This is a genomic window from Streptomyces sp. RLA012 (genome assembly GCF_056270325.1).
Map to the genome: position 1 here is coordinate 7213203 of NZ_JBWDPA010000002.1, position 18314 is coordinate 7231516.

Annotated in this window: 16 protein-coding genes and 1 pseudogene; 5 read left to right on the forward strand and 12 right to left on the reverse strand. The window is 71.4% G+C overall.

Features of this window, described 5'->3' with window-relative positions:
- Positions 1–79: 79 nt before the first annotated feature.
- From RV986_RS33110 to RV986_RS33125, 4 genes are read right to left on the reverse strand one after another with little or no spacing between them, the layout of a single operon-like run.
- The gene (locus RV986_RS33110; protein WP_475920880.1) at positions 80–1414 is read right to left on the reverse strand and encodes an AAA domain-containing protein; all 1335 of its coding nucleotides are present in this window, start codon (positions 1412–1414) and stop codon (positions 80–82) included.
- Complete coding sequence (locus tag RV986_RS33115) at positions 1411–3015, reverse strand: hypothetical protein (RefSeq protein WP_475920881.1); 1605 nt, start codon at positions 3013–3015, stop codon at positions 1411–1413. The genes RV986_RS33110 and RV986_RS33115 overlap by 4 nt, the downstream gene beginning before the upstream one ends.
- Positions 3006–4196, reverse strand: coding sequence for a hypothetical protein (locus tag RV986_RS33120; RefSeq protein ID WP_475920882.1), 1191 nt, complete (start codon positions 4194–4196; stop codon positions 3006–3008). Before RV986_RS33120 ends, RV986_RS33115 begins: the two co-directional genes overlap by 10 nt.
- Positions 4147–5148: a phosphatase PAP2 family protein gene (locus RV986_RS33125; RefSeq protein WP_475920883.1), complete on the reverse strand. Its 1002-nt coding sequence runs from the start codon at positions 5146–5148 to the stop codon at positions 4147–4149. Before RV986_RS33125 ends, RV986_RS33120 begins: the two co-directional genes overlap by 50 nt.
- 284 nt (positions 5149–5432) lie before the next feature.
- Between RV986_RS33125 and RV986_RS33130 the strand changes: the two genes are divergently transcribed.
- Positions 5433–6029 (forward strand): histidine phosphatase family protein, encoded by a 597-nt coding sequence (locus RV986_RS33130; RefSeq protein ID WP_475920884.1) that lies wholly within the window; start codon positions 5433–5435, stop codon positions 6027–6029.
- 50 nt (positions 6030–6079) lie between these two features.
- Here the strand turns inward: RV986_RS33130 and RV986_RS33135 are convergent, their stop codons facing one another.
- A complete protein-coding gene (locus RV986_RS33135; protein ID WP_475920885.1) occupies positions 6080–7528 on the reverse strand; it encodes a hypothetical protein in 1449 nt (482 codons plus the stop codon).
- Positions 7529–7828: 300 nt separating this feature from the next.
- Between RV986_RS33135 and RV986_RS33140 the strand changes: the two genes are divergently transcribed.
- Both RV986_RS33140 and RV986_RS33145 read left to right on the forward strand, forming a co-directional pair.
- On the forward strand, positions 7829–8272 hold the full coding sequence (locus RV986_RS33140) for a hypothetical protein (RefSeq protein WP_475920886.1): 444 nt from the start codon (positions 7829–7831) through the stop codon (positions 8270–8272).
- A gap of 76 nt (positions 8273–8348) precedes the next feature.
- Positions 8349–9266, forward strand: a complete 918-nt coding sequence (locus RV986_RS33145; RefSeq protein WP_475920887.1) for a spermidine synthase — start codon at positions 8349–8351, stop codon at positions 9264–9266.
- A gap of 78 nt (positions 9267–9344) precedes the next feature.
- Here the strand turns inward: RV986_RS33145 and RV986_RS33150 are convergent, their stop codons facing one another.
- Positions 9345–9890 (reverse strand): hypothetical protein, encoded by a 546-nt coding sequence (locus RV986_RS33150; RefSeq protein ID WP_475920888.1) that lies wholly within the window; start codon positions 9888–9890, stop codon positions 9345–9347.
- Positions 9891–10019: 129 nt separating this feature from the next.
- Between RV986_RS33150 and RV986_RS33155 the strand changes: the two genes are divergently transcribed.
- A complete protein-coding gene (locus tag RV986_RS33155; protein ID WP_475920889.1) occupies positions 10020–10739 on the forward strand; it encodes a response regulator transcription factor in 720 nt (239 codons plus the stop codon).
- Entirely contained in the window at positions 10736–12112 is a 1377-nt protein-coding gene (locus RV986_RS33160) for a sensor histidine kinase (protein WP_475920890.1), read from the forward strand. The genes RV986_RS33155 and RV986_RS33160 overlap by 4 nt, the downstream gene beginning before the upstream one ends.
- A gap of 22 nt (positions 12113–12134) precedes the next feature.
- Here the strand turns inward: RV986_RS33160 and RV986_RS33165 are convergent, their stop codons facing one another.
- The 6 genes and pseudogenes from RV986_RS33165 to RV986_RS33190 form a co-directional block, all read right to left on the reverse strand.
- Complete coding sequence (locus RV986_RS33165; protein WP_475920891.1) at positions 12135–12965, reverse strand: TIGR03943 family putative permease subunit; 831 nt, start codon at positions 12963–12965, stop codon at positions 12135–12137.
- Positions 12962–14008 carry a permease gene (locus tag RV986_RS33170; protein WP_475920892.1) on the reverse strand — a complete coding sequence of 349 codons (1047 nt, stop codon included), beginning with the start codon at positions 14006–14008 and terminating at the stop codon, positions 12962–12964. Before RV986_RS33170 ends, RV986_RS33165 begins: the two co-directional genes overlap by 4 nt.
- A gap of 88 nt (positions 14009–14096) precedes the next feature.
- A complete protein-coding gene (locus RV986_RS33175) occupies positions 14097–14825 on the reverse strand; it encodes an ISAs1 family transposase (protein ID WP_475924250.1) in 729 nt (242 codons plus the stop codon).
- A gap of 30 nt (positions 14826–14855) precedes the next feature.
- Positions 14856–15110: an HNH endonuclease gene (locus RV986_RS33180; RefSeq protein ID WP_475920893.1), complete on the reverse strand. Its 255-nt coding sequence runs from the start codon at positions 15108–15110 to the stop codon at positions 14856–14858.
- A 324-nt stretch (positions 15111–15434) separates the two neighbouring features.
- Positions 15435–16688: an IS4 family transposase gene (locus RV986_RS33185; protein ID WP_475920894.1), complete on the reverse strand. Its 1254-nt coding sequence runs from the start codon at positions 16686–16688 to the stop codon at positions 15435–15437.
- Positions 16689–16771: 83 nt separating this feature from the next.
- Positions 16772–18169 (reverse strand): annotated as a pseudogene (locus RV986_RS33190) (reverse transcriptase/maturase family protein); the annotation flags it as partial.
- Positions 18170–18314: the final 145 nt, after the last annotated feature.

The following is an 18314-nucleotide window of genomic DNA, read 5'->3' on the forward strand; positions in this document are numbered from 1 at the left end:
TGGGCGGACCACCGTCCATTGTCCCCCGCCCGCGCAAGTGGGCCCGAGCGCCCATACGGGGGGCGCGCGAGGGGGCGAGCTACGGCCGCCACACCACCCGGTGCTCCGCCAGATGCGACAGCACCGCGTGATTGGCCTCCCACCCGTCCGGGAACTTCACCGTGACTCCCAGTTGCACCGGCTCCGTCGACGGATGGTCGTCCAGCAGTTCTGTCACCCCTGCCCGGCAGACCACGATGCACGCGTGCCGATGCCGGGAGGCGAGGACGCACAGCCGCCCCGTCTCCAGGTGGAACGCGGTCGCGTCCGGCCGCCCCGACAGCGGATGCAGCACCACCGTCACATCGAATTCCCGTCCCTGGAGCCGATTCGCGGTATCGACGGTGACATCCGCGACCCCGAGGTCCGCGAGCGCCGCCCGCACGGACGCCGCCTGGTCCCGGTGCGCCGTACCGACGGCGATCCGGTCGGCGGTCAGCGGCACCGGTTCGTCCGCCCGCTCCGAGACAGCCGCACCGCCCCGGTCCAGCAGCCGTCGTACGACCCGGGCCACCGCCCGCACCGCCTCGGGGTCCGTACGCGGCGTGTGCCGGGCGGGCAGCTCCAGCAGGCCCCAACCCGCCTCCGCCGCCTCGTCGATGACCCGGTCGGGTCCCGAACCGTCCGACGCCACGCCGAAGGCCAGCCGCCGGTCGCCGTGGTCCGTGCCGCTGCGGAACGGCGTGTACGGGTAGAACGCGTCCGAGACGAGCGGCGCCGCCGACGCCGGCAGCCGCCACGAAACCGGGAGACGGTGCTGCGGCAGCTCGGGGTTGTGGGCCAGGAGGGTGGTCACGGCGGACGCCGAGGGGTCGTACGACAGGCCCGCCCACTGCTCGGAGCCGACGATCGCGAAGGGGTCCAACTGCCCGGGATCGCCCACGAACAGCGCCCGCTCGAAGAGCCCCGCCACGGCCAGCAGCGCGTCGGAGCGCATCTGGTACGCCTCGTCGACGATGGCGTGCCGCCAGGGCTCGACCTCTTTGACGTGGGCCCACTTGGCGGCGGTGGAAATCACCACGTCCAGTCCGGCCAGATCACGGGCCTTCGTGGACTTGCGTACGTTCGCCAGCTCGTCCAGCGCCTTGTCGTACGGGTCCGGATCGCTGCTGTGCAGCCGTCCGACGGGCAGGTCCGCGTTCTTCTCGGCGAGCCTGAGCACCAGGTCGTCGACCTGGGCGTTGGTCTGCGCGATGACCATCAACGGGCGCCCGGCCGAGGCCAGTTCGAGTGCCGCGCGGACGACGAGGGTAGATTTCCCGGCCCCCGGGGGCGAGTCGACCACGACGCCGCGGTGGGTGCCGTGCAGGGTGTCGTGCAGGATCGCGTCGGTGGCGCGGCCGGCCGCGGCCCCGGGATCGAAGACGGTGGTCACAGGACGTCCTCCTCCGTCACCGGGTCCGGCCGTGGTACGGCGTCGGGGTCGCCCGGCGGTCCGCCGTGCGTCCACGGGGTCTCCTCCGGGTCGGGCAGCTTCGCGCCGCCCCGCTGTTCGTGCTCGAAGAGCGTGAAGCAGACGAGGTCCCCCTTCTCCGGCACGGACCCGGCGTCGGGTTCCTTGCCGCGCCCCATCTTGTCGACGATCCGCAGGACCACCAGACCGTCGCCCTCCACCGGTCCCTCGTACCCGACGAACTCGGCCGCCTGCGGCTTCCCGCCCAGCGACCGGAACACCTTCGCACGCTCCCCGAGATAGGGCCGGTCCTCCGTGCGCACGGTCACCAGCGGGCGGGGGCTGGGCCGCTTGCTCTCGCTGTACGTCATGACCACGTCCGTGACCTCGCCCGCGAAGGCCTCGCCCACCAGCCGCCGCCCGGCCATCACGAGCGGATCGTCGAGGGCTTCCTGCGCGTCCAGGCGGGCCTGTTCGCGCTCGCGCGTGGCCAGCTTGTTCGCCGCGGTGACCGCGTCGTCGCGGCGCGGCTGCGGGGGCTCGCCCGCGGTGACCCGGTCGCGGTGGCCGGTGAACGACCAGCGGTCGCGGGTCCACCGGTCGGCCGCGTGGGTGCCCTCGGGCAGCGCCCGCAACAGGTCGAGGCCGTGCCACACCGCGTCCCAGGTGGGCCGGGTGACCTGCTCGACGAGGGCGTGGATCTCCCGCTCGGCGGTGGTGAGTTCACCGAGCCGGTCGTCCGCCTCCAGGCCGTCCTGGGCGGCGGCGAGGGCGGTCCGCGCGCGGTCGTAGCGCTCGATGGCGGGAGCGAGCAGCTTGTTGTCGAAGGCGGGGTCGGTGGCGGGTCCGGCGGGCGGGCAGACCAGCTGCCCCCTGGCGTCCCGTCGCAACTCGGCCCGCAGCGCGGCCGCCGCGCCCGATACGCCCTCCGCCGGGTCGATCCAGGCGAGCAGCGCCCCCAGGTGCTGGTCCTCCAGGCTGCTCTGGCCGGTGGCCCAGTGCCGGGACAGTACGTCGGTGAGGGCGAGCAGCAGGGCGGAGCCGGGCACCCGGGCCCGCTCTCCGAAGTGCGTCAGCCACCGGCCGAGCAACGGCACCCGGGGCGGCGCCGGATGAGGTGCTTCCGGTTCCTGCTCCGCGGTGCGCCGAAACCGCATGGAGCGACCGAGGAGCCGTACGAACTCCACGCCCGCGCGGCTCGGCACGATCAGCTGCGGGGCGTCCGCGCACAGTTCGACCTCGACCTTGACCCGCTTGCCGGTCTCCGGATCGGTCTCGCTCCGCTCGGCGGCCTCGACGACGTCCGCGTACGAGTCCAGGTAGGGCAGCACGGCATCGGCCAGCTCGGCGAGGAACGCGAACCGCAGGTCGCGGTCCCGGGGCTGGGGCACGACCAGCAGCCGGGGCGCGTCCCGGTCCGTACCGACCAGCGCCCCGAGCGGGGCCCCGGCCTCACCGGCGGTGGTGAGCGGCACGAGGACGAGGGGCCGCTCGGTGAGATGCCGGTGCCGCACGGTGGCCACGGGCTGGGCGTGTCCGCTCTCGACGGCCTCCAGCCGGGCGAGGGTGGCGATCAGCGACAAGGGGCCACCTCCGGAAGGTCTTCGCTGCCGAGTTCCTCCTGGCCGGCGGGGTGCGTCGCGCGCCCTCGCAGGGCCTCCGCCCGCAGCGCGGCCGCCCTGCGCAGGGCGGCCACCGCCGGGTCCTCCGGGTCCCCGGCCACGCCGTGGGCCGCCGCCAGCACCTCCCCGATCGTCGTCAGCCCGCCCAGCTCGGAGCGGAGCGAACGCCCCAGGGCCGTCACCACACCCTCGGCACGGGAGCGGTCGCGGCAGTGGAAGGCGAGCTCGCAGGCGGCCAGACACTCGGGGGCGTAGGCCGCGGGGACGGACTCGACGGCCGTCGTCAGATCGGCGGCCGGGAGGTCCGGGGCGAAGCAGGCGCCCTCGGGGAGGGCGTCCGCGATGTCCTCGACGCGGGTGAGGCGGGCCAGCTGGCGGCGGGTGACCGCGCGCTGCTTGCGGATGTCCACGGCGGACGCGGTGGGGAGGTTGGAGAAGTCCTTGGGGCAGACCAGCAGGACACGGTGGCGGACCTCGGGGGCCTGGGCGCCGTCCTGGGCGAGACGCGCGGCGACCTCCTCCAGGGCGAGGACGTACACCGCGGACTGGCGGGCGGCGGCGCCCACCTTCGCCGGGTCCGCCGAGCCGTCCAGCATCGGGAAGGACTTGATCTCCACGACCGTCCAGCCGCCGTCGGGGTGCACCACGACGGCGTCCGGCTCCAGGAAGGCGGGGGAGCCCGCGACGTCGAGGGCGAGCATGGGGTGGTCGAGCAGGGTCCAGACGCCGGCCGCGGTGGCCTCGCGCAGGGCGAGGGCCGTACGGGCCGTGCGGCCCTCGGGACCGACCGCGCTCAGGTCGGGGACGACACCGGCCGCGGGCGGCTCGGCGCCCGGGTCCAGCTTCTCGTGCACCAGCCGCAGCAGCTCCGCGCCCCCGTCGGCCTTGACCCGCGCCTCGAACGCGTTGCCCCGCATGAAGGCGAACTGGGACTGGCCGAAGGCGGACGGCGAGCCCAGCGCGTCCGCCAGCTTCGCCTTGTCCACGCCCGCGCCGTCCAGCAGGGCGCGCCGCTCGCATCCGGGGTTCGCGGCGAGCGCCGCGAGGGCACGCGCGTCGAGCGCCTTGGGCGGCACGGCCGGACCGCGCAGCTCAGCGAGCAGCTGCCGCAGCGCCTTCCCCCGCGTCCTTGGGAGAGGCACCCGGCTCGGCTCCGGGCCCGATGGGGGACTCGCGCTGTCGGGGAATTCGTTCACCCGTGGAAGTCTGGCATCCGCCACTGACAATTGAGGAACGTGCGCCCTGCGAGGCGCCCGCGCCCCACGGGAGACGGGCACTCAGCAGTGTCTGCACCCGGTTGGCGAGCCGCCTCACGAACGGGGTCAGCAGCAGTCCGATGCCCATCACGGCGGCGCCCGCCACCGCGTCGAGGAAGTAGTGGTTGGCCGTGCCCATCACGACGATCGTGGTGAGCAGCGGATACGCGATGCCCGCGAGCCGGACGACGGGCGTGCGGCCGTACCGCCACAGCATCACTCCGCACCACAGCGACCAGCCCACGTGCAGGCTGGGCATCGCCGCGTACTGGTTGGTCATGCCGCCGAGGCCGCGCGGCGCGCTCGCCTCGCCGCCCCACCAGCCGTACGAGCTGTACTGGGCCATCGTGTCGACGAAGCCGTGGCCGGCCGAGAGCAGCCGGGGCGGGCAGGTCGGCAGCAGGGTGAAGCCGATCAGGCCGATCACCGTGGACGTCATCAGCCAGGTGCGGGCCGCGCGGTAGCGCACGGCCCGGGAGCGGAAGAGCCAGATCAGGATCGTGGGCGTCACCAGGTAGTGCAGTGACGCGTACCAGAAGTCGGCCGGGACGCCGAGCCAGGCCTCGCGGGTGAACAACCGGTTCAGCGGGTGCTCGGCGTTGAGGTGCAGCGCCTTCTCGACGCGCAGGATCTCCAGGCCGTGGTCGACGGCGCTGTCGGTGTTGCCGCGGGCGAGCAGCCGGCCCGCCGAGTACGACGCGTACACCAGCACGATCAGCGGCAGCTCGGTCCACCAGCGCAGCCGGGTGTGCAGTGCGACGGAGGCGCGCAGCTCGGTCCACCGGCGGAGCCGGGCGTGCGGTGCCGCCTCGGTTCGCCGTGCATCGGTCTGCGGCATCCGATCGCCCTCCCCCATCTGCTTGTGTGATCCCGCGCGCGTCGCGCGTATGACCAGCGGTTTACGGTGTGGTGACGCGACCGTCTCAACAGTCTGCTGGCGACCATGCGCGACCACACCCGATTTTACGGTGTATGTGAAAGACGTAAGGAGGCACCCCTGGACCTCAGGGAGGGCACTCCTGGTTGTCAAAGACGCAGAGATCGCCCGACGGGTTGCCCGGTGGCGGGGTGCGCGATGATGGAGTGACCCATTCCTCCCGCGAACCGGAAAGGCCCCTCTTCATGGCACCGCGCATCCTGCTGGCCCGGCACGGACAGACCGAGTGGTCGCTGTCCGGCAAGCACACCGGCAGGACCGACGTCCCGCTCCTTGAGGAGGGCCGACGCGGCGCCAAGGTGCTCGGCGAACGACTGCAACGGGCTCCCTTCGACGGGCTCGCCGGGGTCGAGGTGCGCACCAGCCCCCTGGCACGCGCGCGTGAGACCTGCGAACTGGCCGGCTTCGGCGAGCGCGCGACCACCTGGGACACCCTCATGGAGTGGGACTACGGCACCTACGAGGGCATGACCCCGGCCGAGATACAGGCGATCCGTCCGGGCTGGTTCATCTGGCGCGACGGCGTCCCCGGGGGCGAGAGCCTGGAGCAGGTCACCGCGCGCGCGGACGAGGTCGTCGCCTGGGCCCGCGCCGAGGACCGCGACGTGCTGGTCTTCGCGCACGGCCACATCCTGCGCTCGATCGGCGCCCGCTGGCTCGGCCTGCCCCTCGACTTCGCGGCCCGCGTCCGCCTCAACCCGACCTCGCTGTCGGTGCTCGGCTGGGCCTACGGCGAGCCCGCGATCGAGGCGTGGAACGACTGCGGACACCTGACCGCGTAGGCACGGGCCGGCGGGGCCGGGCTCACGGGGCCGCGCTCACGGGGCCGCGCTCACGGGATGCGCGGCAGGCTCGCGTGGCGCTCCAGGAAGGCCGAGACACCCGATGCCCTGCGATGCGGCAGCAGCACGCGCGCGGTGCCCGCCAGCATGGTCTGGATCCGGGACGACTGGACCTCGCCCAGCAGGTCGAGGACGCGCAGACCCGCGAGGGCGGCCTCGTCGGGGCGGCCGCCGCGCGCGAGGTCGTCCGCGAGTTCGGCGGTGTAGAGGGCGATGTTGCGGGTGAAGTGCGGATCCTGGAGGTGCGCGGCGCGCCGGGCGTGCCGGGCCGCGCGCGGCCAGTCGCCCAGCGTCGACCAGCACTGCGCCTCCAGACCCTCCAGTTCGGCCTCCCCGTAGAAGGTCATCCACTCGGGATCGGCCGGGGAGGGACCCCGCTCGAAGAGCGTCTGCGCCCTGGCGAGCGCCTGCTCGCACCCCGGGCGGTCGGCGAGCCCCGCCCAGCCGCCCGCCTCGCGCAGCGAGAGCAGCGAGAGCAGCCGCGGGGAGCCGAGCGGGCGCGCCGCGCGCTGCGCCGCCTGGGCCGCGCGCACCGCCTCGCGCGGGCGCCCCGCGTCGCGCGCCAGGAAGGCCGTGTTGCAGAAGGCGTGCGCCTCCAGGCCCGGGTCGCCGGACATCCGGGCGGTCGCCAGCGCCTCCGCGTAGTGCGAGCGGGCGTCGTCGAAGCGCCCGGAGTCGTGTGCCAACCAGCCCACCGAAATGGCCAGTTCACCCGCTCCCGAGTACAGCCGGTCGGCGGTCGTCTGCCGGGCGGTGCCCGCGTCGAGCAGCTCGTACGCGGTCCGCAGCGGCGCCGCGGCCCGCCGGTAGAGGCCGTCGGCCCCGTGCCGGTCGTCGAGCAGTCGGATCCGGCGTACGGCCTCTTCGAGGGCGCCCGCCTCGGACGTCCCCACCCGGTGGAAACGGCGGTCGGCCGCCTCGGCCGTGCCGCCGAGGGCTACCCCGAAGGGGCCCAGTGAGGCCGCCGCCACGGTGGCGGTGCCTCCGGTCATGAATGCGCGACGCTGCACGTCGCTCTCCTCGTGGTTCTCGTGCGGGTCGTACGGGTCCTGCGTCTCATACGTCTTGTGCGTCTCCTCCGTCTCACCGGTGGTGTACGTCGGGCTCGTGGTGTGCGGAGGGGGCGCCTCGTCCGTGCCGCGCGCCCCCCGACCGCGCACGAACGAGCGGGGCGAGAAGCCCAGGTCGGTCAGCGTGCGGCCGGGGAACATGTGCATGAACACCCGTTCGTACGCGTAGTTGGGGCAGCGGATCTCGCCTGCCTCGACCCGACCGATGTAGCGAGCGTCACAGCTGACCCGCTCGCCGATCTCGCGCGCTGCCCTCCGTACCGCCGCGGCGAACTCGCCCGGCGAGCGCTGTCCGCGCAACCGCCGGAAGGCGAGATTCGGCCGTGGTGGCCGGGGGGACTGGGACGAGGTCACCGCTGACGACGCCATGGCCGGGCCCTCTCTTGCGAACCGTCGAACCATGCCGGATTCAAGGTGAATTGTCCGTGTTGTGCCCTGTGTCACCTTGTCCCGGCGGAGCAAGAACGTACCTGCTGTGACGGCGTCGGCACGCTGGGTTTGGCTACAAACCGGATATCTCAACCACGATCTGCCATGAACTGCCATCCTTTGCGGCGGTGTTACGCCGTAGCCGTTGACGTTCTGACGCGTTGAACCCTGTGGACCGGGAGCGCACCCGAACTCCCGACCCGCTCGTGCAGGAAGAGGGGTTCCGTGTTGGAGGCCGGGATGGAGAGCACCGAGTTCCGTACGCCGCTGTCGACCGCCGAGCACAGGCCGTCCCCGGAGTGCAGCGCCCCACTACAGCCGGTCGCGCCGCCGCCCGGCGCCGACTGCGACCTTGTGACCGTCCCGGCACGCCAGGGCCTGGAGGCGGTCGACATCCTCCGTCGCGGTTCCTGCGACTCCGTCGGGCCCGTCCTGCACGACGACGGCTGCGACACCCTCGGCTTCCTGGTGCCGCCGGGCACCGCCGACGCCTGGGACATGCCGGGCAGCACCTGCACACAGACCAACGGCCGGGGCCTGCGGCCGGCCCCCGAGCCCCCGGTCGAGGGCTCGGACTGGCTGCTGCCGCCCGGTGACGCGGACCTGGCGACCGACCCGGCCGTGCTGCGGGCCGCGCTGGGCGAGGCGGCCCGGCTGATCGAGGTCGCGGACAACTGTTCCTGAGCAGCGCGGACACCGGACGGCCGCCCGGCAGGGCCGCCGCTGGGCCGACCTCCCTGTACGCCCTGATAATGGCGGGATGGGAAGGTCGAGGAACAAGCGGTCCGACGACGCGCGGGACGCGGGGCGTGACGGGTCGCGTGGTACGCGGCGCGGGCAGGCGTCCGCCGAGGCGATCGTCGAGACGGTCGACGGCGGCCTCGCCGAGCTGATACCCGACCGGGACCGCCCGCGCGCCTGGACCCTCCTCATCGACGGCGCCCCCCAGTCACACGTGGACCTCGACGACCCCGCCCATCTGAGCTTCGAGTACCAGCGCCGCCTCGGCCATGTCATCGACCTCGCCGCCCCGCCCGGCAAACCCGTGCACGCCGTCCACCTCGGCGGCGGCGCCCTGACCCTCGCCCGCTACACCGCCGCGACCCGCCCCCGCTCCACCCAGCAGGTCGTCGAACGCGACGCCTCCCTCGTCCAACTGGTCCGCCGAGAACTCCCCTTGGACCCGAACGCCCGCATCCGGGTGCGCTCCCTGGACGCCCGCGAAGGGCTCACCAAGGTGCCGGACGGCTGGGCGGACCTGGTGATCGCGGATGTGTTCAGCGGCGCCCGCACACCCGCCCACCTCACCTCCGTCGAATTCCTCGACGAGGTCCGCAGGGCCGTCAAACCCGGTGGCCTGTACGCCGCCAACCTCGCCGACGGCCCCCCGCTGGCCCATCTGCGCGGCCAGATCGCCACCGCCGCGACCGTCTTCCCCGAACTCGCCCTCATCGCCGACCCCACGGTCCTGCGCGGCAAACGCTTCGGCAACGCCATCCTCGTCGCCTCCGGCCACCCCCTGCCGCTGGCCGAACTCACCCGCCGCGCGGCCTCGGACCCCCACCCGGCCAGACTCGAACACGGCAAGCGGCTCACCGACTTCACCGGGGGAGCACTACCGGTGGCGGACGCGGCGGCGGTGGCGTCACCGGCACCACCGGCATCGGTCTTCCGCTGAACCGGGCCCCGTAAGGGGCGCGGGGAACTGCGCGCCCAGCCACAACGAACCCGCACTTGAACCGCAAAGCCGGCGGAGCTAATACGTGCCGATCTCCACCCGCGGCGGCCCGTCGTGCCACGTACAGAACACCGACACCCGATCCGCCCCCGAAGTGAACTCCACCCGAATCCACGTCTCCGTCTTCCACACCTGCATCGACCACCCCGCCCCCGGCGTCGCCGAGACGAGCGTCGCGGAGGACGTACCGAGATCGAAGACGGCCCAGCCCCCGTCGGTGTCGTAACTCTTGACCTGCCCAGCCGGTGCGGCGGCGTCCGCGTTCGCGCTCGTGGTCGGACTCGGACTGGCGGACGGGGTTTTCGAAGGAGACGGGGTCACGGTCGGCTGGGAACTGCTCGGCGACTTCGAGGCAGGGGCACTCGGGCTGGCCGGCGGCCGACTCGTCGACGTGGCGAGCGGCTTCGACTCCTGCGTGGTCGCCCCGCCCACCGCGATGGGCAGCGCGCGCGGCGGGTCGTACGCCGTCCCCGTCATGACCGTGTGGACACCCCACCACGACAGCGTGGTCGCCGCGCCCGTGGCGAGCGACCAAGCCAGTACGTGTACGAGTCCCTTGAGCATCGCGGGCCATACTGCCCCACCCGCCCCACAAGTGTCTCCTCTGTCATCCAGTGTCATCCGGAAGGCCCCTGGCGGGAGTTGTCCACAGGCGCCGGACCGGCATCGCGCGGATGGCGTACGGTGCGGCGCATGGCAAGTGTGCTCGTGGTCGAGGACGACCAGTTCGTACGCAGCGCTCTCATCCGGCATCTGACCGAAGCCGCGCACACGGTGCGCAGTGTCGGCACCGCCCTCGAGGCGCTGCGCGAGGTTGCCCATTTCTCCTTCGACGTCGTCATCCTGGACCTCGGGCTGCCCGATCTGGACGGCGCCGAGGCCCTGAAGATGCTGCGCGGGATCACCGACGTCCCGGTGATCATCGCCACCGCGCGGGACGACGAGACGGAGATCGTCCGCCTGCTGAACGACGGGGCGGACGACTACCTGACCAAACCGTTCTCGGTCGAGCACCTGTCCGCGCGGATGGCCGCCGTCCTGCGCCGCTCGCGGGCGGTGGTCGGGGACGCGCCCGCGTCGCGGGTCATCCGGGTCGGCGGCCTTGCCATCGACCCCCTCCGCCGCCAGGCCGAGCTGGACGGCGCCCGACTGGACCTCACCCGCCGCGAGTTCGACCTGCTGGCCTTTCTCGCCGGGCGGCCCGGTGTCGTCGTCCCGCGCAAGGAACTGCTCGCCGAGGTGTGGCAGCAGTCGTACGGGGACGACCAGACCATCGACGTCCATCTGTCCTGGCTGCGGCGGAAACTGGGCGAGACGGCGGCGAGGCCGCGCTATCTGCACACCCTGCGGGGTGTCGGCGTGAAGCTGGAGCCGCCGCGGACACAACCGCCGGGTCTGGAGCCGCCGCTATGAGGTGGGCGCTGGTCAAGGTGTGCGTGGCGGTGACCACGATGGTCGTGGTGGCCTTCGCGGTCCCGCTGGGGCTCGTCATCAAGGAGATGGCCCGGGACCGCGCGTTCTCGAACGCCGAGCGGGAGGCCGCGGCCATCGCGCCGGCGCTGTCCATCACCACCGACCGGGACCAGTTGGAGCGGGTCGTCGCCTCCGCGGGCTCGGACGACGGGATGGCCGTCCACATACCGGCGAGCGACGGCAAGGCGGCGGTCGACATCGGACGGCAGCGGGCCGCGGCCGAGGACATCGCGACCACACGCAAGATAGGCCGGGCCTCCACCTCGGAGGTCCCCGGCGGCTCCACCCTGCTCCAGCCCACCGCGCTGAGCTCCGGGGAGATCGCGGTCGTCGAGGTGTACGTCCCCGAGTCCGAGGTCAGCAACGGCGTCGGCACGGCCTGGGCGGTGCTCGCCGCGGTGGGCGTCGCGCTCATCGTCGGCTCGGTCGCGGTGGCCGACCGGCTGGGGGTACGGATGGTGCAGCCGGCCCAGCGGCTGGTCGAGGGCGCGCATGAGCTGGGGGAGGGGAAGCTCGGGGCGAGGGTGCCGGAGGAGGGGCCGATCGAACTGCGGCTGGCGGCGGTGGCGTTCAACTCGATGGCGGATCAGGTCGTACAACTGCTCGCGAACGAGAGAGAGCTGGCGGCGGATCTCTCCCACCGCCTGCGCACCCCGCTGACCGTGCTCCGCCTCAACACGGCCTCGCTCGGTGACGGGGCGGCCGCCGAGCAGACACGGGCGGCCGTGGCGCAGTTGGAGCGGGAGGTCGACACGATCATCCGGACGGCCCGGGAGGCCAAGCCGCAGACGGCGGCGACAGTCATCGGCGCCGGGTGCGACGCGTCCGAGGTCGTGCGCGAGCGGATGGACTTCTGGTCGGCGCTCGCGGAGGACGAGGGCCGCAAGGTCCGGGTCGCGGGTGTGGACCGTCCCGTACGCATACCGGTCGCCCGGGCCGACCTGGTGGCCGCCCTCGACGCGCTCCTCGGGAACGTCTTCCGGCACACCCCGGAGGGCACGGCCTTCGCGGTCGACGTGCACAACAGCGAGGACGCGGTGATCGTGCTGGTGTCGGACGCGGGCCCGGGGATCACGGACCCGGAGACCGCGATGGCAAGGGGGCGGGGCTCCGGGAGCGACGGGTCCACCGGCCTCGGCCTGGACATCGTGCGGCGGCTGGCGGAGTCGACGGGCGGGGATGTGCGGATCGGCTCGTCGGTGCTGGGCGGCACCGAGGTGCGGATATGGATCCAGCTGGACGGGCGGGCGCCGGTCCGGCGGGGGCACCGAGGATCCGTGCGACGGCGTAGGCGCGGAGTGGGCGTGGGCTGAAGCGGGCCGGTGCGAGCGGTGATCACCGCCCGCCGCCAGGAGGGGTGAGCGGGAGGGCGTCCGTGAAGGCGTTCACCGGGCGGGCGATCTTCTTGACGGTACGGGCGTCGAGGGCGGCCTGGGCGGTTTTCGTGCCCAGGGTGCCGCCGGGGTGCCAGGTTCCGGTGACGGCCACCCAGGTGTTGGCGGTCAGGGCCGGGGTCTCGTGGATCCGCACCTTCACGGATGTGGCGTCCGCGGCGCAGCACGTGAAGATGATCCGGGTCAGGTACCAGCCGTCGCCCTGCTTGTCGGGAGTGACGAAGCCGGTCATCTGGATGCTGCGTCCCTTGATGTCCCGCTTGTGGTCCTGCTGTACGCGGCTGGTGAACTGAGTGAGGGTCATCGGGACCGGCGAGGTCGCGGGCAGCGGCTCGAAGTACCGCTGCTCCGCGACGGCCTTGGGGGCCGCGCGCGAGGCGGTGTACGCGCCGAGGGCCGGCGGGGCGTAGAGGAGCAGACTCAGCGCGGGGAGGAAGAGGAGCCAGGCGACACGGGGCACGGCGGAGTGGTCGTGACCATGACCGCTGCCGCTGCCGCTGCCGCTGCCGCTGCCGGTGTCGCTGTCGGTGCCGTGGTCATGGCTGTCGCCGCCCTCGTGCTCTTGGCGCTCGTCGTGGTCGTCCTGCACACCCGGAGTCCGGTGCGACCACGCCTCCGCCACTCCCAGCAGGAGCAGCATTACCCCGGACGCGATCAGCATCGGACGCATCCCCTCCTTCACATACCTGAGACTCAGGTCGGTGAAGAGGGAGGCATGCAGCAGGCCGAGGCCGCTGAGGACGAGCAGGGTCACCTGGAAGGGGCGTTTCACAGCAGTACTCCTCCGATCAGCGCGCTGCACAGGATCGCGACGACCGTCGTGGCGGCGGAGAAGCGGATCGCGAAGGCCCGGCCGAACGTGCCCGCCTGCAGGGCGATCAGCTTCAGGTCGACCATCGGACCGACCACCATGAACGTCAGCCGCGCGAGAGGCGAGAAACCGGTGAGAGAGGCCGCGACGAACGCGTCGGCCTCCGAGCACACCGCGAGCAGGATGGCGAGCGCGGCCAGGAACAGCACCGACAGCCAGGGCGAGCCGGAGAACGTGTCGAGCACGGAGCGCGGGACCGCCACGTTGAAGGTGGCCGCCGCCATGGCCCCGACGACCAGGAAGCCGCCCGCGTGCAGGAAATCGTGCTGGAAGCCGCGCCGGAACTCCCGAAGGCGGCTGTGGTCCTGCTGGTGCCCGGTGTGCCGCACGACCGGCTTGAGCCATTCCTCGCGGCCCAGGAAGAGCCACAGCCAGCCCATCACGGAGGCGGTGGCGAGCGAGGCGAGCAGCCGGGCCAGCACCATTTCGGGGCTGCCGGGGAAAGCGATGGCGGTGGCAGTCAGTACGACCGGGTTGATGGCGGGGGCCGACAGCAGGAACGCGAAGGCGGCGGCCGGGGTGACCCCTCGGCTGATCAGGCTGTTCGCGACCGGCACCGAGGCGCATTCGCAGCCGGGCAGGACGATTCCGGCGACTCCGGCGACCGGGACGGCGAGTACGGGCCGCCGGGGCAGGACGCGGCTGAACACCCGTGCCGGTACGAACGCGTTGATCGCGCCGGACAGGGCCGTGCCGAGCAGCAGAAACGGCAGTGCCTGCACGGTGACGGCGAGACAGACGGTGCGCCAGGCCTGCATGGCCGGTTGGTCCATCCACCGGCCGAGAACGAAGAGCGCCGGGCCGCACAGGGCGGCCGCCCCCAGCAGCAGCGGCCAGTGCCGGGGCCAGTCGCGTACGGGGGTCGCGGTGGTACCCGGGGGGTCCACGACGGCCGTCGCCGCCGATGCCAGCGCCTCCTCGGCCCGTTCATCTGTCGTCTGCATGCCAGCTCCGGGTGTCGGATGGTCGGAGCGAACATAGCGGGCACCGGGCGCCCAGGGCCATTGCGTGATCGAGATGTGTCCGGGTTCGTCACGTGAGTCCGAGGGCCCGCAGGGGCCGGCGGCAGTCGCGACTTGCGTGGCGGAGGGCGGCGGCGATGTTGGTCTGGCCGTCCTGGCGTAGAACGCTGATGGCGAGGTTGCGCAAGGAGGCCATTGCGCGGGGCAGGGTGCCGGTGCGGACCTTGGAGTCGTCCTCGCGGAAGGTGCGGTCCCGCACGTGGTGGAGGAGGTTCTCGATGCCCCAGTGGCCTCTGATCCAGGTGGCGAGTTCGGCGCAGGTGGCGTCGAAGACGCTCAGGCTCGTGATCAGGTAGACGCGCTCCATGGTCAGCTTGCCGGTGCTCAGATCGCGGCGCCAGCGCACGACTTGGATCGCCTGACGGGCCCCGGGGTAGTCGATATGGCGGAACACTGCGACCTTGAGCCGGCGGATCTCGTCGCGGTGATGGGCGCGGTCGCGGGTGCGGTGCCCGAGCGGGATCTCCTGCCAGGGCAGCCCTTTGACCTGGGCATACAGGCCGGGGTGGTTCTTCTTGACGACAGCCACGTAGTGGGCGCCACGGCCGGTCAGGTAGGCGCCGTGATCGTGCTGAGTGTGCAGGGCGTCGGCGGTCAGCACGGTGTTCTTCAGATCCAGGGTGTCCAGCAGGGGCTGGAAGGAGGGGATGTAGGGTCGGCCGCGCGGCGAGGTGCCAGCGTGAACTGGTCCTTTTCCGCGCGGCCTCCCTCCGAACTCACCGTGCGAGTTTCCCCGCAGTGAGCTCTCCGATGAGCATGTCCGTGATCATCATGCCGGTGTTCCGGGGTGGATGGAGTCGTGGCAGTCGCCGCAGACGATCAGGGTTTTGCGGCGCTTGTCGGCCATGAGCTTCTTCCAACCCGGTGTGGCGGTCCCCGCGCCGGTGAGATCGGCCAGTGTGCGGATTTGGTGGGTTTCCACTTCGCCTCGCTGATGGCAGAGCTCGCACTCGCTGCGGAGAAGTCGTCGGACGACTTCCCGATGACGGTGGGGTGTGGGGTTGGGGACGCGGTCGTAGGGCACCGCGTTCTTGTTGCGCCGGAGGGGAATCCCTCCGAACCGGGCGACCAGTGGTTTCCTGCCCTGCCGCGGTTGCGTGGCCTCGAAGCACGTGCGGAGCCCGTATGGTGTCTCGGTCTTGACCCAATGCCGCTAAGTTAGGTGGCTCGGATGAGTTGCGGTGTGGGTGGTCCGGTGTGTTTGAGGGCTACGTCGGTGGGGCGTTTCACGCGGTAGGAGTTGTGGCGGGCGCGTTTGATGACGCGGGGGTAGGTGCGGTGGCGACGCCGGGGGTTGGGCCGCTCGGTGATCTCGGCGAGGGTGTGGGCGGTTGCCGTGGGCAGGTGTTCAGGGGGGAAAGGCCGCCTGGTCGGTGACCTGGCGGCGGACGACGCGGACGGAGCGGGCGAATGACAGCCGGTCGGGGTCGTGGCCTGCTTCGTCCGCGGCCTGGCACATCAGGTCCCTGACCGCGTAGTGCGCCAGGAGCAGTCCGTAGATCTCCTGCTCGACCATGTTGGGAGACTTGCTGCGCAGGATCTGGCCGCCACCACGCAGATGCGTCTTGATCTCGTCCAGCGCCGACTCGTGCTCCCACCGCTGGGCATACGCGGTGGCCAGCTCGGTGGCGCTGATCCGGGCGGGGTCCAGGACGGTGGTGATCAGGCAGACCAGTTCCCCGTCGGGATTTCGGTCGGGCACGGTGAACTCCACGGCCCGCACCAGCTGCGCCTGTTCCCCGGGCACCTCCTGCCCGGCCCGGGCGGCGGTCAGGAGTGCCTGGCGGCGCGCGGTCTTGACCGACGGGTCGAAGAGCAGGCCCAGGTAGGAGCCGTCGGGCAGGGCACGAACGACGGGCAGACTCACACCGGCGCCGATCCTCCACACCAGGGCAGCGCCGGTGGCGGCGGCGTCGTGCCACAGCTGCCAGCTGTAGAAACCGGCGTCGGCCAGCAGCAGCATGTCCGGCTCCAAAGCGTCCAGCACACCGGCCGCCAGCGTACGCTCCCCGGTCCGGCAGCCGCCGATTTCCGCCGCGACCACAGCGTGGGTACCGCACTCGGACAGGGTGACCAGGTGCACCTTGGGAAAGGCCGACGCCTTGGGCCCGGAGTTCATCCGTCCGAACGCGGCCACGTTGGCCTCGGTGTCGGCCGCGTCCAGGCCGGTTCCGTCGATCGACATCAGCCGCAGGCCGGCCAGCCACGCGCCCTTGGTGCCGTGTCCGGCCGCCGGGACCGCCGCGCGTCGGAACAACTCCCGCAGCGGTTCGGCCCCCAGCCGGGCCCTGGCCTGCGCGATCGCCGAAGTGCTGGGCACCTGCCAGTCGTCACTCCACGAGCCCAGATGCCGCAGGGAACCGACCAGTTGGCGCATGACCTCCTCCGACCCGCTCCCGAAGAACAAGCCCTGCGCGATCACGTAACGGATCATCACATGAGCGGGAAGCCGCCGCACCCGCCTCTCCCGCCGACCCGTGACGTCCAGGACCTCCTCCAGCAGATCCCGGGGAAACGTACGGGCGAGCACACCCAACTCGATGTGGTCCGTCAGCCGCCCGCCCGACGGCTCGTCCCCACTGACCTGCCCAACTCGCGCCACGAACCGCACCCTAGCGAGACGGCTGCCCCCCTGCCCCATCGTCAGGCGGACGACACGAGCCGCCTAACTTAGCGGCATTGGGTCTTGACCCTGTGGCGGGTCGTCATCTTCGATACCGACGAGCGGTGCTTGGCGGCCAGGGTCCGCAGCATCGCGGTTCGCATGACCCATTCGAGCCGGTTCAGTTTGTAGACGTCTCCGGCGAGCAGGTAGTACTGGACGAGCCCTCGGTATTCGGCCCCGAATGTCGCGACGATGGTGTGGTCGCTCTCGTTGACCAGGTCGCGGCGGTGGGCGGGTTTGCCTCGCCGCATGTGCCGAGCGCACTTCGCCTTGATCACCGATCGCGGCACGTTCAGCTTGATGAAGCCGTCGGTCCATCTGCGGCCTCGGGCTCCCTTTCGGTGATCGTGGTGAGCGGTGATCTCGTAGCCGAGGAAGCGTGCCGCTTGTGAGCGGGCATGGGTGATCAGTGTCTTGTCGGGGGACAGTTCGAGCTTGAGTTCCTCGCGCAGAAATGTCGCCAGACGTGCCTTGATCTGCTCAGCCTCGGCTTTCGGCCCGGTGAAACCAAGGAGATGGTCGTCGGCGTAGCGGCAGTACCTCAGCCGCCGGTATCCCGAATCGTAGGGGTCTTTGCTGGGCAGCGTTCGCCGCCGTTTGCGCGCCTCCCGTACGACTGCGCGGTCGCCGCGTCGGCGTCCGCGCTCGATGATGCCGGACAGCTTGACGTAGGCCGAGTTGTGCCGCCGCTTTTCTCCTCGGGTGTGTTCGGGAATCAGTGTCTGTTCGATGAACATGTCCAACTTGTGCAGGTAGATCGAGGACAGCAAGGGCGAGAGGACGCCACCTTGCGGCGAGCCGGACAGCGTTGCGTGCCAGACCCAGTCCTCCATGTATCCGGCCGCGAGCATGTTGCGCACCAGCAGCAGGAACCGGTTGTCGTGGATCTTCTCCGACAGAATCGTGATCATGACCTCATGGTCGAAAGATCCGAAGCAGTCGGCGATGTCTCCCTCGATGAACCAGGTTGTCCCGGTCCACGTGTTGGCCACCTCGGTCAATGCCGTGTGGCAACCGCGTCCGGGACGGAAACCGTGAGAACGGTCGGAAAACGTCGGTTCGTAGTACGCCTCCAGTAATAGGCGCATCACCTCGCCGACCAGCTTGTCCGTCCATGACGGCAGGCCCAGGGGGCGCATCTTTCCATTCTTTTTGGGAATATGAGTGCGCCTCACCGGGCTGAATCGGAAGCGCTCGTGGCGCATCGCATCGATGATGCGATCGATCTTCCCGATGGACATGCCGTCTGCGGTTTCTCCCGAGACTCCGGGTGTCATCGCTCCGTGGTTGGAATAGATGCGCCCGTAAGCCAGCAGATACAGCTGCGGATTGAACATCTGTCGATACAGTTCCTCCAACGGCAGGCCACGCCGGCCGCGTTCACGTAGGACACCCAGCACCGTTTCAGCACTCTGCATTTCGCATACCTCCCAGGCATGTGTGTCCGATCATCTGTGCTCCTTCGCCCTGCGGACGGCTCTCCCGTCCTCCCTGGCCGGTCGCGACTCCGACGACTACTACGAGCACTCCGTCGCCCTGGACCTCGCGGTCCGTAGGCGATCC

Excerpts from the sequence above, each read along its gene's own strand:
- RV986_RS33125 (WP_475920883.1), bottom strand. The coding sequence starts at position 5,148 with ATGCCGCAGACCGATGCACGGCGAACCGAGGCGGCACCGCACGCCCGG.
- RV986_RS33130 (WP_475920884.1), top strand. The coding sequence starts at position 5,433 with ATGGCACCGCGCATCCTGCTGGCCCGGCACGGACAGACCGAGTGGTCG.
- RV986_RS33160 (WP_475920890.1), top strand. The coding sequence starts at position 10,736 with ATGAGGTGGGCGCTGGTCAAGGTGTGCGTGGCGGTGACCACGATGGTC.
- RV986_RS33140 (WP_475920886.1), top strand. The coding sequence starts at position 7,829 with ATGGAGAGCACCGAGTTCCGTACGCCGCTGTCGACCGCCGAGCACAGG.
- RV986_RS33155 (WP_475920889.1), top strand. The coding sequence starts at position 10,020 with ATGGCAAGTGTGCTCGTGGTCGAGGACGACCAGTTCGTACGCAGCGCT.
- RV986_RS33135 (WP_475920885.1), bottom strand. The coding sequence starts at position 7,528 with ATGGCGTCGTCAGCGGTGACCTCGTCCCAGTCCCCCCGGCCACCACGG.
- RV986_RS33150 (WP_475920888.1), bottom strand. The coding sequence starts at position 9,890 with ATGCTCAAGGGACTCGTACACGTACTGGCTTGGTCGCTCGCCACGGGC.
- RV986_RS33145 (WP_475920887.1), top strand. The coding sequence starts at position 8,349 with ATGGGAAGGTCGAGGAACAAGCGGTCCGACGACGCGCGGGACGCGGGG.
- RV986_RS33170 (WP_475920892.1), bottom strand. The coding sequence starts at position 14,008 with ATGCAGACGACAGATGAACGGGCCGAGGAGGCGCTGGCATCGGCGGCG.